Here is a 15,344-nt window from a genome sequence, read left to right as displayed (position 1 = left end):
CCGATGGCCGGCTGGCCACTGTGGCATACCCGTCGCGTTCCGCCGCCGGGAAGCCATTACGATCATGGACGGTTGACGGGAGCCTGCTCCGGCGGCACCGTCTCCACGACGGCGCTCCACCGGCGCACCAGCTTCTGCGCGCCACCCAGATCCGCCGCCTCGGCCCACAGGTGGGTCACCGCCTCGGACGGGTCGGGCAGCACCAGCACCCAGGATCCGTCCGGGCCGACGACGCGCACCCCGTCGGTGGTGTCGACCTGGTCGCCCGAGTCGACGTCCACCGACTCGACGACGCGGCGCATGACGGTGCCCTTCTCCGCCCACGGTGTGGGCACCGACGCCCGCACCATCGCGACCGGAGGGATCCGCGCGTCTATCGCGCTGAGCGTCAGCCTGGTCCGGGCGACCAGCGCGACCAGCCGGACGAACGCCGCCAGGCCGTCGATCACGGGGGCGAACTCCGGCACGACGAACCCGCCCCGCCCGTCGGCGGCGAAGACGATCGGCTCGGCCTGCACGACCCGGGAGAGCTCGGAGCCGGACATCGACATCCGCCGCACGGTCAGGCCGTGGAAGCGCCCCACCTGGTCGGCGACCCGGGTGGTGGTGACGGGCACCGCCGCCTGGGCGCCGCGGTTCTCCGCCGCGACGAGGTCGAGCATGACCAGCAGGGCCCGCTCGTCGCTGATGAGGTCGCCGCGCTCGTCGACGATGGTGATCCGCTCGCCGATGTGGTCGAAGCGGACCCCGAACGCGGCGCGCGAGCTCGCCACGAGCGCGCCCAGCCGGTCCAGGGCCCTGCGCTCCTGCTCGGCGCCGGGCTCGGGGTAGGTCTCGTCCAGCCGGCCGTTGACGGTCAGCACGTCGACGCCGAGCCGGCCGAGCAGGGTGGGCAGCAGCAGCGACGCCGCTCCCCCGGACGGGTCGACGACCACCTTGAGATCCGCCTCGGCGAGCCCGCTGGTGTCCACCCGGTCGAGCAGGTCCTGGGTGTAGACGTCGGCCGTGCGCGCCGGGAAGCGCAGGTCGCCGATCTCGCCGGGGAACGCTCGGCGGAACTCCTGCCGGGTGAACACGCGGTCGAGCTTGCGCTGCGCGGCCGGGGAGAGATCGTCGCCGTCGGCGTCGAGGAAGACGATGTCGATGCGCTCGGCGTCGCCCGGCTTGGAGCGCAGCATGATTCCGCCGGCCGCGTCCGAGGTGCGGACGTCGAAGCGCGCGACCGGCAGCGGGGCCACCTCCAGGTCACGGACGTTGATCGCGCCGGCGGTGAGGGCGCTGATCACGGCCCGTTTGAGGGCCCGGGCCGCGCGCGAGCCGTCCCGCGCGGTGGTGACGGTGGAGCCCTTCTTCAGCGTCGTCGCGTACGCGCTGGCCAGGCGGACCACCAGCTCCGGTGTGATCTCCGCGTTGACCAGTCCGGAGACCCCACGCGGGCCGAACAGCGACCGCTGCCCGCGCGACTCCCAGATGACGCTGGTGTTGACGACCGCCCCGGCCTCGATGGTCTTGAACGGGTAGACCTTGACGTCATGGGAGACGAACGCCTCCTCCTGGATGACGCACTCGTCGCCGATGACCGCGCCCTCCTCTATGCGCGCGGCCCGCAGCACGTCCGTGCTCTTGCCGATCACGCAGCCGCGCAGGTTCGTCCGCGGGCCGATGAGCGCGTTGTCCTGGACGACCACCCGGTGCAGGAAGGCCCCCCGCTTCACCACCACGTTGCTGCCGAGCACGGTGAACTCGCGCAGCTCGGCGCCGGCCTCGACCTTGCTGTAGTCGCCGACGACCAGCGGTCCCTTGAGGATGGCGTCGGGATGGACGTCGGCGTCCTCGCCGATCCACACCCCCGGGGAGACCTCGAACCCGCCGATCGAGACGTCCACCTGCCGGTTCAGCACGTCCGCCTGGGCGCGCTGGAAGCTGGCGATGGTGCCGACGTCCTCCCAGTAGCCGCCGGCGACATAGCCGAACACCGGCGCCCCGGCGGCGACCAGCCGGGGGAAGACATCCCCGGACCAGTCGACCGCCTCGCCGGCCGGGACGTGGTCGAGGACCTCCGGCTCCATCACGTAGATGCCGGTGTTGACAGTGTCGGAGAACACCTGGCCCCAGGTCGGCTTCTCCAGGAACCGGGAGATCCGCCCGTCCTCGCCGGTGATCACGATGCCGAACTCGAGCGGGTCGGGCACCGACTTGAGCGCGACGGTGACCAGCGCGCCCTGCGCCCGGTGGTAGGCGACGAGGTCGGTCAGGTCGATGTCGGTCAGGGCGTCACCGCTGATGACCAGGAACTCCTCGTGGCGCAGCGCGTCCTCGGCGTTCTTCACGCTGCCCGCGGTGCCCAGCGGCGTGGTCTCCGTCGCGTAGGACAGGTGCATGCCCAGCTCGTCGCCGGAGCCGAAGTAGTTGCGGATCATCGCCGCGAGGAACTGGACCGTCACCACGGTCTCGTCGAAACCGTGCCGCTTGAGCAGCCGCAGGACGTGCTCCATGATCGGGCGGTTGACGACCGGCAGCAGGGGCTTCGGCAGGTTCGCGGTCAGCGGCCGCAGCCGGGTGCCCTCGCCGCCCGCCATCACGACGGCTCTCAAGGGTTACCTCCCTATTTTCGCGCCGCGGCCAGGCGGGCGCGTTCCCCGGCCAGCCGGCGGGCCTGTTCTGCGTAGAGGAGGCCGGACCACCAGTAAAGAGCGATACCCCAGATGGCGAACGCCCACCCGAGCGGGCGGGCCGCCGTCGCCAGCCACGAGTCGCCGGCGGACAGCAGCAGGAGCGGGAAGGCGTACAGCAGGTTGAAGGTGGCCGCCTTGCCGAGGTAGTGGACGGGCAGCGCGGCGCCCACCCCGAGCCGGCGCAGCACGGGCACCAGGCCCAGCAGCGCGACGTCCCGGGCGACGAGCGCCAACGCGAACCACAGCGGGACGATGTCGCGCAGGGTGAGCGCGGCGATGGTCGCGAAGATGTAGAGCCGGTCGGCCAGCGGGTCGAGAGTCACCCCGAGGCGGCTGGTCTGGTTCAGCACCCGGGCGAGCTTGCCGTCCAGGTAGTCGCTGATGCCGGCGAAGGCGAGCACACCCAGCGCGGCACCGTCCGCCTCCGGGCCCAGCGCGAGCCAGAGGAAGAGCGGCACGCCCAGCAGGCGCAGACCGGACAGCAGGTTCGGGATGGTCCAGATCCGGTCGGAGGCCTGCGTCTCCGCCGTCACGCCGCGTCCCTCCTCCCCGACCCGGCCGCACGAAGACGGGCGCCGACGGCTCGCGCGCCGACCGCTGGACGCGGGTCGTCGGCTCTGACGCTAGCGGATAGGCGCCGGCCGGGTCGCCGAGTGGTAGCCGCCGTCCGGGCCCGGCGTGGTGCGGGACGGCGCGCGGCCAGGTGCGGGAGCGCGGGGCGGCACTCGGCCCGAACCGGGCCGAGTGCCGCCCCGCGCGTCACATGATCCGGCCGACCTTGTAGGTGGAGCTGTAGATCGGGCGGAGCGACACCACACCGCCGGTCTGCGGCGCGGCCCACATGTAGCCGTTCCCGGCGTAGATGCCCACGTGGTAGATGTTGCCCTCGGTCCCGTAGAAGATCAGGTCGCCGGGGCGCTTACCGGACTGCGGCACGTGGGTAGACACGTTGTACTGGCCCTGCGCGGTGCGCGGCAGGGAACGTCCGAGCTGCTTGAAGACGTACTGGACCAGGCCGGAGCAGTCGAACGAGTAGGGGCCCTCCGCCCCCCACACGTACGGCTTGCCCTTCTGCAGCGAGGCCAGGTAGACGGCCTTCTCCCCGATCGAGCTGCCCGGGATCACCGACGGGATGGCCTGGCTGACGGCCGGGCGGGGCGCCGTCGGCGCCTTGATCGTGATCGTGGCCGCGCCGGCCAGCGAGGGCCGCAGCGCGCTCGTGCCGTCGAAGACGGCGGTGATCGTCGTGGTGGTCAGCAGCCGCGCGGTGATCTGGGCCTGACCGTTGGTGTCGGTCGTCAGCGCCGTCGAGGTCTGCCACTTCGGCCCGTTCACCACGACGATGCGGACCCGCTGGTTGGCCAGCGGAGCGCCGCCAGCCTCATTGGCCCGGACGGTCAGCACCACCGGGGCGTTCGGCGCGACCGTGGTGTTGTCCGCCGTCAGCGAGACCTTGGTGAACATCGGCTCGGAGGACGCGATCGCCCCCGCCAGCGGCGCGGCGGCGGCCGCGGCGTCCGGCGCGGCCGTCCCGCCCTGGCCCGGCAGAACGGAGGCCGTCTGGGTCGCGCCCGGGTCGATGGACGCGGTGCCGTCCGGGGTGGCCGGCACCGTGGCGGCGAAGGCCGCCGTCGAGGCCGCGAGCGTGCCCGTGGTGAACGCGGCGATCGTCGCCGCCCGACGAGGCGGCTGGGAGGTGCGCCGCCGGGCGCCCGTACCCGATCGGGCGTTCGAGGGGCGCTGTCGCCCCTTGACGAACTGCTCCCAGTCCTCGGGCAGCCAGGCAATTCCACGACGGGGCAACGCGTGTCCTTCTCTCTACCGGCGCCTGTGAGGCGCTCTGCCGCGCTCGGCATCGCACACCGACCCGCCGGCCAGCACGGCCGGCGGGACCGGATCGGCCGTCCGGCGGCCGGACGGATCGCCCGGTCACCGGGACCGCCGAGGTCCCTCGTCCTGCCCCGCCTGTCTCGGAGGGGTCGTCGGGCCGGGGGCAGGACACGGCGCTTCGGCTCGACGCTTTACATACATCGGACGGTGCTCGGCACTCTCAAATAGCTGTGCACGCAGGTGCCGATGCTGAAGATAGTGGACTTCGGCACTTGCCCGACAATCACCCCCCTCACAACAATCGCCCACCTTCCCGGAACGCGAGGGTTCGATCACGACATGGAAATAGCCGCTTACTTTCCGTCGGATCAACACCCGGCGGGCGTGGGGCGGGCGGGCCGTGACGGCACCCGGGGAGAGGCCGCTGATGCCTGCCTGATATGGGCATTCGGGCTTCCGGCGCCAGCCGGGCGGATCATCAGGGCGACGCGCGCCGGAACGCCCCCGCACGGGCCGCCAGACCGCCCCGGACGTGGCCTTTTGGGTCCGGGCGCCAGCGACGGCGGGTCTGCGCGGCCACACCGGGCAATACGCGTGAAACAGAATGGGCGGGGCGGGCTCGACCTTCGTGGGGGGCGCGCGACCGCCGCGGAGCGCCCGCAAAGCACATTGGGGCCACCGCGAAACATCCGGCGAAAGGTCGCCGGCCGGCTCAGCCGGTTGGGGCCGGCGGAGCGGGGGCGTTCGGCGCCGCGCCCGCGCCCGCGCCTGGCACGGGCGCGGCGGGCGCGGGCATGGCCGTAGCGGGCGTGACAGGCACGGGCGCGACAGACACCGGGGCTGCGGGTGCCACCCCGACCGGCACAGGGATGGCGGGCGCCGGCGCGACTGGAGCGGGCACAGCCGGCGCGGACACGGCCGGCGCGACTGGAGTGGACACGGCCGGCGCGGACACGGCCGGGGACGGGGACGGGGCCGGCGCGACTGGAGTGGGCACAGCCGGCGCCGGGCGGCTGGGCGCCCGGCACGGACGGGCTGTTCGCGTGCGCGTAGACGATCAGATTGCTCAGGTAGTGGTTCGTGTCCTCGTCGAACGCCCCGCCGCAGGTGATCAGCCTCAGCTCCGGCCGGCCCACCGCGCCGTAGACGCGATCGGTCGGGAACGCCTTCTTGGTCGTGTCCTCCGTGCGGTCGACCGTGAATGTCGTGCGCAGCCCGGTCGGCGAGGTGACCTCGATCTGGTCCCCGGCGCGCAACGCCCGCAGGCGGTAGAAGACGGCCGGCCCGGAGGTCGAGTCGTAGTGGCCGACCAGCACCGACGGGCCGAGCGCGCCGGGCGCCGGGCCCCGGTCGTACCAGCCGACCTCCTGCCACTTCTTCGGCACGGCCAGCGAGCCGTCGGCGTTCAGCCCGAGCCGGACGATCGCCGCGTCCACTCCGATCGCCGGGATCCGCACCCGCGTCGGGTCGGTGACCACGACCGGCGGGAGCACCGGCACCGGCGCGGCGGCCGCCGGGCCGGTGGGCGCACCCGTCCCGTCCAGGGCGCCGGCCTGGTCGATCGCGGTGCCGAGGCCGGCGACGTCGACCCTCTCGGTGTCCGAGGGCGGGGCGGGATCGGACTCGGTCAGCCGGAACCCGCTCCCGACGACCAGTACCACGCCCGCGACGAGCAACAGGCGGGAGAACGTCATACGCACCGGCGACCGCTCCGTCGCTCCACGCTTCACGACTGTCTCCGTCCAGCGACCGTCCATCGACACCGACCCACCAAGAACTACGCAAGGTGATGGTATCGAGCCTCGGCGGTAGCCGAGCGTAGTTGCGCGTCGAGTCGCGTGACGCGAACGACCCACGCCAGGACCACATCCGGCAAGGAGGTGTGAGGCGGTCGCGCGCCGCAGCTCAACCCATGTCCCGCAATGGATGCCGGTCCCGCGCCGGTCGCACCCGCGGCCCGTTCGGACCCGTCGCACCACGCCGTCTCGCTGCGTCCCATCCCGACCACTCCTCGCTATGGTGTCACTCGCAGTGACCAAGCAATAACCATGCGTGAGAGAGGGGACCAGATGAGGAAGGGAATGGGACGGAGCGCCGCGCTTCTCGCCATGTCGAGCGCGGCAACCGTCATCCTCAGCTTCGGACCCGGACTGACGGCCGCGCACGCCGACATCTTTGACGACAAGGGTCGGTGCGACGACAAGAAGTCCGAGGAGTGGGACATCTTCGGCGACAAGGACAGGGACGACAAGGACCGCGAAGGCGACAAGGAGGCCCGTGCCTTCGTCGACGACAAGGACGCCGTCAAGGACGACAGGGACAAGGACGACAGGGACAAGGACGACGACTGGTTCGACGACAAGGACAAGGACAGGGACTGCCCGGTCGGCGTCGTCGCCGGTGCCGGTGTCGGTGTCGGTGCGGGCGCCGGAGGGGCCCCGGTCGGCGGCGTCGGCGCGGGCGGTGGCGGCACCGCGGACAGTGGCAACTCGCCGCTGCTGCCGATCGCCGGGGCCGGTCTCGGTGCCATCCTGATCGGCGCGGGCATGCGCCGCCGCGGCCACGGGTCGATCTGAACCGACCGCCCCCCAGGAGCCTAGGACGGATCGGCCGGTGTGGTCATGTCGCGCCGGCCGATCCCCCGGGACGGACCTGAGCCGGTGTGTGAGATCGACCCCCACCACAGCGCCGGATCTCCGGTAGGGTAGCGTTCGTCAGCACGGGACGTGGCGCAGCTTGGTAGCGCACCAGACTGGGGGTCTGGGGGTCGCAGGTTCAAATCCTGTCGTCCCGACACAAAACGGTTTACCGCCCGCTGGACAGGCAGAAGCCTGGTCAGCGGGCTTTTTCGTGCTGTCGGGACCACCTGGCCGATCCCGGTTGAAGGGCTCCGCCTCGTCCCCGTTGGGACCTCGGGACCTGATCCGTCAGGTGCCGCGCCGCCCGGCAGCTCCCCGCTTCCGGGCCACGACGAACCGACGGCACCGGATGCAGGAACGTCACGCTGTCGTCAGCGCGAGGTATGTCCACCCGACTCCCGTTGTTTGCGATCAGGCGCCCGACACCTCCTCCTGCATGACTGGACGCATGTCCGGGGTGATGCTCTCTGTCGGGAGCGAGCTCATTCCGCAGCCGTGTCTCGATGGCCAGGGACGCCAGCTCAGGCAGGAAGACGATGAACAGCACTGCGTCCGAAGCTCATCGGGATCCGGTGCTCACCCCGCAGGATCCCCGCCAGATCGGTCTCACGTTCGGGATCCCGGGCGGATTCGTGAAGGGACCGGATCGGCCTGCTCAAAGACTGCGCTGGTCACCCACCCAAGCCGGGCTCGGAGCCGGTGCGGCGGCCGGGCTCATGGCCGGCTTCATGGCTGACCTCGCGAAGGGACTTCCTCAAACCGCGGCAGGCTGGCACCGCCTACCAGTTCCGCCATGCCGAGCTACAACGGCACCAGGCCGAGCGGCCGCGCTCTGCTGTACCGGCACACCGCTCCGTCACCACCGAGAAGGAGCGCGGGTACGACAGCACGGCTCAGCCCCGGGGCTAGCGGTGGCGGTCGGGACGCTCGCGGACCCGGATCGAGATCTCGATGGGCGTGCCGGCGAAGCCGAAGTCCTCGCGCAGTTTGCGCTCCAGGAAACGCCGGTAGGCCGGCTCGAGGAATCCGGTGGTGAACACGACGAAGCGCGGCGGGCGCACCCCGGCCTGGGTCGCGAACAGCACCCGCGGCAGCTTCCCGCCACGCGACGGCGGCGGCGTGGCCGCCACGACCTCGCCGATCCAGGCGTTGAGGCGGCCGGTCGGGATGCGCGTTCCCCACGAGTCGAGGGACGTCCGCAGCGCCGGGGCGAGCCGGTCGGTGGCGCGGCCGGTGCGGGCCGAGATGTTCACCCGCGGCGCCCAGGCCACCCGGCCCAGCTCGCGGACGATCTCCTGCTCCAGGTCGAGACGGCGCTCGGTGTCGAGCGTGTCCCACTTGTTGAAGGCGAGGACGAGGGCCCGGCCGGCGTCGGTGACCATGCTGATGATCCGCTGGTCCTGCTCGGTGACCGGCTCGTCCGCGGCGAGCAGGACGATCGCGACCTCGGCGGCCTCCAGCGCGGAGGCGGTGCGCAGCGACGAGTAGTACTCGGCGCCGGAGGCCTCCTTCACCCGCCGCCGCAGGCCGGCGGTGTCGATGAACATCCAGGTCTCGCCGCCGACGGTGACGAGCTCGTCCACCGGGTCGCGGGTCGTACCCGCGACGTCGTGCACCAGCGAGCGCTCGCTGCCGGCCAGTTTGTTGAGCAGGCTGGACTTGCCGACGTTCGGCCGCCCGATCAGCGCCACGCGCCGGGGGCCGTCCTCCTCGGTGAACCGCTCGCGGGGTGCCTCGGGCAGCACCGCGAGGACGGCGTCCAGCAGGTCGCCGCTGCCCCGGCCGTGCAGCGCGGACACCGGGTACGGCTCGCCCAGCCCGAGGCTCCACAGCGCGGCGGCGTCGGCCTCCGTGCGGGCGTCGTCGACCTTGTTCGCGGCGAGGATCACCGGCCGGCCCGACCGGTGCAGCACCCGGGCGACGGCCTCGTCGGCGTCGGTCGCGCCGACGGTGGCGTCGATCACGAACAGCACGCCGTCGGCGGTGTCGAGCGCGGCGCGGGCCTGGTCGGAGACCCGGGCGGCGAGGCCGCGGGCGTCGGGCTCCCAGCCGCCGGTGTCGACGAGGGTGAACCGGCGGCCGTTCCACACCGCGTCGTAGGCGACCCGGTCACGGGTGACGCCGGGGACGTCCTCGACGACGGCCGCGCGGCGGCCCAGGATGCGGTTGACCAGCGTCGACTTGCCCACGTTCGGCCGGCCGACGACGGCGAGGACGGGCTGCCCTCCCGCCAGCGGGAGGGCAGCGCCCACAGGGCCGTCGTCGACGGACGCGGCGAGATCTTCGGTGTTCATGACGGCTGCACTCCGCTTGGGCTGGACATCTCGGTGAACTGACTGCGAGCTGTCCTTCCGCGGACGGCGGACCCGTCCGGCGCACTCGGAACAAACAGCGATCCGGTAGAACTTACTCCGCCGCCGACGAATCCCGGCTCTCGCCGGCACGCACCGTCGCCAGATGATCCGCCAGCCGGACCCGGATGTCCTCCGCCACGGCGGCCAGAGCCCGCCGCGAACGCGGGTTCGCCGGCACCTCCACCTCGAACGGCTTGCCGAACACCACCCGGACCTTCACCGACCGACGCGGCCACTTGGCGCCCCGGGGCAGCGCGGCACCGGTGTTGATGCAGGCCACGGGAAGGACACGGCAACGCCCGTGCACGGCCAGGTAGGCGATGCCGTGCTGGACGGCGGCCATCTCACCGCTGCCCCGGGTGCCCTCGGGGAACACGCCGATGGCGCCGCCGCGGGAGAGCTCGTCGAGCGCGGTGTGCAGGGCGTCGCGGTCCGGGCGGCCGCGGTTGATCGGGATCTGGCCGACGAACAGCAGCAGCCTGCCCAGGATGCCCTTGTACATCTCGGACTTCACCAGGCACCGCACGGTGCGCGGCGCCTCGATGACGACGAGCGGCCCGTCCATCCAGCTGCTGTGGTTCCCCGCGAAGATCAGAGGCTCGCCGTGCGGGACGTTCTCCCAGCCCTCGTGGACCACGTTCATCACCAGGTGGTTGAGGACCTGGCGGACCGGCGGCTTGAGCACGCGGTGGGTGATGTCGTTGAACGGCTTCGACGCGGCACCGCGGTGCGCCGGCGCCCCGACCGAGGTCGCCGGACGGACCCGCTCGGCCCGGGCCCCACTCGTCGCCGACTCGACGCCGCTCGGAGCTGGCACGACGGCCTTCGGCGCCGGCTCGACTCCGCCCGCGGCCGGAGCCGCCGGAGCCGACTCGACCGCGGCGGGCTCGACCGGAGCGGGCTCGACCGGAGCGCCGGCCCCGGCTACCGGCTCGGCCACCGGCCCGTCCGGCGTGTCGAGCCGGCCGTCGGCGGCGGTCATGAGGTCGTGGCGAGCACGTGCTCGCCCTGGCGCAGGACCTCGTCCACCACCTCGGGGACCGACAGCGCGCTGGAGTCGAGGACGATCGCGCCCGCGGGAATGGACAGCGGGTCGACCGTGCGCGAGCTGTCGAGGGCGTCACGGCGGTCGAGCTCGGCCAGGGTGCGGGCCACGTCGTCGACGCCCTTCTCTCCCAGCTGCCGGGACCGCCGCAGCGCGCGCACCTCGGTGGACGCGGTGAGGAAGACCTTGACCGGGGCGTCCGGCGCGACGACCGAGCCGATGTCGCGGCCCTCGACCACGATGCCGCCGGCGACGAGGGCCTCGGCGATGATCTCGCGCTGCTGCGCGACCATCCGGGCCCGCACGGCGGGCACGGCGGCGACCGCGCTCACGGCGTTCGTCACCGCCCGGGTACGGATCTGCTCGTCGACGTTCACCCCGTCGACGGAGATCGACGGGCGGTCGGGATCCGTGCCGACCGTGAGGACGGTGCGCTCGACGACCTCGGCCACCGCGGCCGGGTCCTCGATGTCGATGCGGCGCTCCAGGGCGACCTGGGTGACCGCCCGGTACATCGCCCCGGTGTCCAGGTAGCGCAGGCCGAGCCGGCGCGCGATCTCCCGGGAGACGGTGCTCTTCCCGGAGCCGCCCGGGCCGTCCACCGCGACCACGAGACCGGTGGGGGCGGCGGGGGCGGCCCCGGCGGTCACCGGGCCCGGTACCGAGGGCGCCACCGTCGTCCCGGGGCCCCCCGTCCTGAAAGCATCGTCGTGGCTGCCGGTGGCCGAAGCCCCCGGCGAAGCGGACCCGTCGTCGGGGCTCACCCGTCTCCTCCGTCCGGACGCGTGTCTGTGCGACCCGCATGTTCCTTCGTCCACGCCAGGCCGGCGGCGTCTCGGACCCGGGCCGACGGCCCGGTCGCGGCCGGGGCGGCGCGGCGCGCCCACCCCGACTGTCTCCGGGCCGGAAGTCCCAGGCTGGTGGTCCCTAGAACACCTGCCGGACGGCCAACCCGGCTCAGGCTACTCGCTGGTCCGTCACGAGCGCCGATATGCCGTCCATCCGGCCCGCGTCAGCCGTTCGACGAGTCCGTCCGCGCCGTCCGGATCGACCGCGATCTCGACGATGCCGGCGGGGGCGTCCAGGCTGTGCTCGAACGGCCCGACGTCCTCGATGTTGACGTCCCACCCGCCGATCACGGCGAACAGCGCCGCGAGCTGGCCGGGACGGTCGTCGAGCACCACACCGACCCAGCCCCACGGAAGTGCCCGGGCGCCGGCCTTGCGGGGCAGCAGCGACCGGCCGTGCCGCCCGCCGTGGATCGCCGCCGTGACCGCCTCGACCACCTCGTCACGGGTCCCCTCGGCGAGCACGTCCGCGAGGTGGGTGAACTCCCGCCCCAGCCGGCGCACGCGCTCGGCGATGGGCCCGCGGTTGCCCTCGATGATCGACGCCCACAGGACGGGGTCGCTGTCGGCGAGGCGGGTCGTGTCCCGGAAGCCCTGGCCGGCGAACGGCAGGTCGTGCGAGTCGAGGCCGAGCAGGCTCCCGGCGAGCACGCTCGCCACCAGTTGCGGAACGTGCGAGAGGACGGCCATCGCGGCGTCGTGGCGCTCGGGGGTGGTGCGCACCGGTGTCGCGCCGCAGGCAAGGGCGAGGGCGGCGGTCGCCGCGATCGCGTCCGCGCCGGTGTGGGCCACCGGGCAGACCGCCCACACCCGCTCGGCGAACAGGTCCGCGCGGGCGGACACCGCCCCGTGCCGCTCCCGCCCGGCGATCGGATGGGCCGGGCACCAGGCCCCGAGATCACAGCCGAGCTGGACGGCCTCGACCAGCGGGCGGGTCTTCACGCTGCCGGCGTCGCTGACCGTCGTCGCCAGGCCGCCGCGCTGCAGGTCACGCAGCTCGGCGGCGACGGTGGGCAGCGGCGTGGCGATCACCGCGTGGTCGACCCGCTCGCCCTGCCAGGGCCGGCCGGCGCCCATCGCCTCGGCGAGCTTCACCTGGGCGCCGTCGGAGTCGCGCAGGAACACCTCCACGCCGCGCCCGGACAGTGCCAGCCCGATGCTCGTGCCGATCAGCCCGGACCCGACGACGGCCACCCGGCGCAGCTCGGGCAGGTGCGCCGGATCCCACGCGGGCGAGCCCCCCGCGGCCGCCTCGACCCCCGGGCGGACGTAGGGCGGCGAGAACCGCCCGGCCGCCGTGGGGGGCTCGCCGGGACTCACAGCCCGGTCGCCTTGTAGAGCGCCCCCACCTCGTGCCGGGTGAGATGGCGGGCGCGGCCGGCCCGCAGCGTGCCGAGCGTCACCGGGCCGAACGAGACCCGGACGAGGCGGTGCACCGGGTGCCCCACGGCCTCCATCATGCGGCGGACCACGTGCTTGCGGCCCTCGTGCAGGGTGAGCTCCATCATGACCCGGGACGCGGCGACGTCGACGATCCGGGCGGCGTCGACCGAGACGGGGCCGTCCTCGAGGGTCACCCCCGAGCGCAGCCGGCGCGGGACGTCGCGACGGACCGGGCCGCTGATCTCGACCAGGTAGGTCTTCGGCACGCCGAAGGACGGGTGGGTGAGCCGGTGGGCGAGATCGCCGTCGTTGGTGACGAGCAGCAGGCCCTCGCTGTCGCCGTCCAGCCGGCCGACGTGGAACAGGCCGACGGAGCCGAACTCGGTGAGAAAGTCGGCGATGGTCGGCCGGCCGCGGTCGTCGGACATCGCCGACAGCACACCGCGCGGCTTGTTCAGCGCCAGGTGCACCAGCCCGGTGCGGGTGACGACGCGCTCGCCGTCGACCTCGATCACCGCCGTCTCCGGGTCGACCCGACGGCCCTGCTCGCGGACCACCTCGCCGTCGACCCGGACGCGACCGGAGTCGATCAGTTCCTCGTTGTGCCGGCGAGAACCGATGCCGGCGGAGGCCAGCACCTTCTGCAGACGGATGCCCTCGGACGCCGGGTCCCGGCGGCGGGTGCCGGGGGACTCGGATTCGGTGCCGTTCATGACGCCACGATGTCATCGACATCGTCCACACCCGGCAGCAGGGGTGCGAGCGGGGGCAGTTCGTCCAGGTCACGCAGGCCCATGCGTTCCAGGAAGTAGTCGGTGGTGCGGTACAGGATGGCTCCCGACTCGTGGTCGTGGCCGCATTCCTCGACGAGGTTGCGGGCGGTGAGGGTACGGATGACGCCGTCGGCCGAGACCCCGCGCACCGCGGAGATCCGGCCGCGGCTGACCGGCTGCTGGTAGGCGACGATCGCCAGCGTCTCCAGCGCGGCCTGGGAGAGGCGGGCGGACTGGCCGGCCAGCACGAAGCGCTCGACCCACGGGGCGCACTCGTCGGCCGTGTACAGCCGCCAGCCCCGACCCACGTGGCGCAGCCGGAAGCCGCGCCCGTCCCGCTCGTACTGTGCGGCGAGCTCGGCGAGCAGCGCCTCGACCCGCCGGGCGGGGATGTCGAGTGCGGTGGCGAACTCGGCCACGCCGACCGGGTTCTCCGCGACGGTCAGCACCGCCTCGACGAGCGCGATGTCGGATGGCCGCTCGCCCGCGGGCGGAGCCGGCGGCACCCGCGGGCCCGGCGACCGGGGCGGAGCCGGCGACCGGGGCGGAGCCGGCGACCGGGGCGCGGGAACCGCCCCGTTCGTGCCAGCGGGCGCGCCCGTGCCGGTGGGCCCGTCGGTGCCGGCGAAGCCGTCGGCGCCGACTGGCCCGTTGGTGGAATCAGGGGTCACGCGGTCGGTCTCCTCGGTCGCCTCGGCCGGCGGCGGCCGTCGAGCGGATCGTCCTCAGCTCCGGTGCCCTCCCCCGCTCCGGCACCGGCACCGGCGGCGGTGTCCCCGGCGGGGGCGGTGCTCACCACAGGGGCGAAGGGCTCGTCCGGCTCATCCTCGCCAGAGTAGAGCGAGGCACCGACAGGACGGTCGTCGTCCTCGGGGCGCGCGACCCAGCGGACGATGAGCTCACCGAGCGGGCGCTCCTGCTCGAAGACGATCCGGCCCTCCCGGAACAGCTCCAACAGGGCCAGGAAGCGTGCGACGACCTCTATCGTCTCGGCCAGGCCCGCACACAGCGCGGTGAACGACGCGGCACCCAGCTCCCGCAGCATCCCGATCACCGCGATCATGTGCTCGCGGACGCTGACCCGGGGCAGGTGGACGTGGTCGGTGGCCACCTGCGGGGGCAGCGGCGGCTCACGCAGCCGGGCGGCGAGCGCGGCGAGCTCGGACGGCCCGATGCTGATCTGCACCTCGGGCAGCGCGGCGGCGTAGCGCGGCTCCAGCGGCACCGCCCGCGGGACGAACCTCGACTCCAGCGCCATCATCGCGGTGAAGATCGCGGCGGCCTCCTTGTAGGCCCGGTACTGGAGCAGCCGGGCGAACAGCAGGTCACGGGCCTCCAGCAGGGCGAGGTCCTCGGCCTCGTCGTCGGAGATCGCGCCGGGCAGCAGGCGGGCGGCCTTCAGGTCGAGCAGCGTCGCCGCGATCACCAGGAACTCGGTGGCCTGGCCGAGGTCGAAGTGCTTGCCCAGCCGCCTGATGTGCGCGACGAACTCGTCGGTCACCTGCGACAGCGCCACCTCGGTGACGTCCAGCCGATGCTTGGCGATCAGCGAGAGCAGCAGGTCGAAGGGGCCGGAGAAGTTCTCCAGCTCGACGACGAACGGCTCGGTGCGCCCGCCACGCGCGGTCGGCGCGGCGGCCCCGGCGGCCTTCATCGGCCTGGCGGGTCCGGTGGACCCTGTGGGAGCAGTGGGCCCGTTGGGCACCGGTTCGTCCGCTGCCGGGCCGAGCACGCCCACACCGGTGGCCGTGTCTGTCCCGGACGAGCTCATACGGCCACGTTACGCCCTGTGACGTA

The 15,344-nt window shown here is 73.2% G+C and carries 12 protein-coding genes and 1 tRNA gene; 2 read left to right on the top strand and 11 right to left on the bottom strand.

The genetic code is table 11. From position 1 onward, the window contains the following. Positions 1-62: 62 nt before the first annotated feature. From FMEAI12_RS23150 to FMEAI12_RS23135, 4 genes are all read right to left on the bottom strand, one after another. Complete coding sequence (locus FMEAI12_RS23150; RefSeq protein ID WP_071063728.1) at positions 63-2,579, bottom strand: mannose-1-phosphate guanyltransferase; 2,517 nt, start codon at positions 2,577-2,579, stop codon at positions 63-65. Positions 2,580-2,605: 26 nt separating this feature from the next. Further along, complete coding sequence (locus tag FMEAI12_RS23145) at positions 2,606-3,208, bottom strand: CDP-alcohol phosphatidyltransferase family protein (protein WP_112107819.1); 603 nt, start codon at positions 3,206-3,208, stop codon at positions 2,606-2,608. 226 nt (positions 3,209-3,434) lie between these two features. Beyond that, complete coding sequence (locus FMEAI12_RS23140) at positions 3,435-4,478, bottom strand: C40 family peptidase (RefSeq protein ID WP_112107818.1); 1,044 nt, start codon at positions 4,476-4,478, stop codon at positions 3,435-3,437. Between the two features lie 395 nt (positions 4,479-4,873). Next, a complete protein-coding gene (locus tag FMEAI12_RS23135) occupies positions 4,874-6,235 on the bottom strand; it encodes a class F sortase (protein ID WP_235014345.1) in 1,362 nt (453 codons plus the stop codon). Between the two features lie 351 nt (positions 6,236-6,586). On the opposite strand from FMEAI12_RS23135, the gene FMEAI12_RS23130 reads away from it, so the two are divergent. Together FMEAI12_RS23130 and FMEAI12_RS23125 are read left to right on the top strand one after the other, a co-directional pair. After that, the gene (locus FMEAI12_RS23130) at positions 6,587-7,081 is read left to right on the top strand and encodes a hypothetical protein (protein ID WP_235014344.1); all 495 of its coding nucleotides are present in this window, start codon (positions 6,587-6,589) and stop codon (positions 7,079-7,081) included. 144 nt (positions 7,082-7,225) lie between these two features. Then, a tRNA-Pro gene (locus tag FMEAI12_RS23125) sits at positions 7,226-7,299 on the top strand. Between the two features lie 750 nt (positions 7,300-8,049). Here FMEAI12_RS23125 and der read toward each other — a convergent pair. From der to FMEAI12_RS23090, 7 genes are all read right to left on the bottom strand, one after another. After that, positions 8,050-9,438, bottom strand: a complete 1,389-nt coding sequence (der, locus tag FMEAI12_RS23120) for a ribosome biogenesis GTPase Der (protein ID WP_071063738.1) — start codon at positions 9,436-9,438, stop codon at positions 8,050-8,052. A 112-nt stretch (positions 9,439-9,550) separates the two neighbouring features. After that, complete coding sequence (locus tag FMEAI12_RS23115) at positions 9,551-10,480, bottom strand: 1-acyl-sn-glycerol-3-phosphate acyltransferase (protein ID WP_112107816.1); 930 nt, start codon at positions 10,478-10,480, stop codon at positions 9,551-9,553. Further along, on the bottom strand, positions 10,477-11,307 hold the full coding sequence (cmk, locus tag FMEAI12_RS23110) for a (d)CMP kinase (RefSeq protein ID WP_071063742.1): 831 nt from the start codon (positions 11,305-11,307) through the stop codon (positions 10,477-10,479). The genes FMEAI12_RS23115 and cmk overlap by 4 nt, the downstream gene beginning before the upstream one ends. Positions 11,308-11,520: 213 nt before the next feature. After that, complete coding sequence (locus tag FMEAI12_RS23105) at positions 11,521-12,711, bottom strand: prephenate dehydrogenase (RefSeq protein ID WP_112107815.1); 1,191 nt, start codon at positions 12,709-12,711, stop codon at positions 11,521-11,523. Further along, the gene (locus FMEAI12_RS23100) at positions 12,708-13,487 is read right to left on the bottom strand and encodes a pseudouridine synthase (protein ID WP_071063746.1); all 780 of its coding nucleotides are present in this window, start codon (positions 13,485-13,487) and stop codon (positions 12,708-12,710) included. Before FMEAI12_RS23100 ends, FMEAI12_RS23105 begins: the two co-directional genes overlap by 4 nt. Beyond that, on the bottom strand, positions 13,484-14,218 hold the full coding sequence (gene scpB / locus FMEAI12_RS23095; RefSeq protein WP_112107814.1) for an SMC-Scp complex subunit ScpB: 735 nt from the start codon (positions 14,216-14,218) through the stop codon (positions 13,484-13,486). Before scpB ends, FMEAI12_RS23100 begins: the two co-directional genes overlap by 4 nt. Continuing rightward, positions 14,215-15,201, bottom strand: coding sequence for a ScpA family protein (locus tag FMEAI12_RS23090; RefSeq protein WP_235014347.1), 987 nt, complete (start codon positions 15,199-15,201; stop codon positions 14,215-14,217). The genes scpB and FMEAI12_RS23090 overlap by 4 nt, the downstream gene beginning before the upstream one ends. Between the last annotated feature and the right edge of the window lie 143 nt (positions 15,202-15,344).

This window comes from Parafrankia sp. Ea1.12, from assembly GCF_900465275.1.
In the GTDB taxonomy this organism is placed as follows: domain Bacteria; phylum Actinomycetota; class Actinomycetes; order Frankiales; family Frankiaceae; genus Parafrankia; species Parafrankia soli.
Note: the sequence above shows the minus strand (reverse complement) of the source record. Positions and strands in the feature narration are given on the sequence as shown.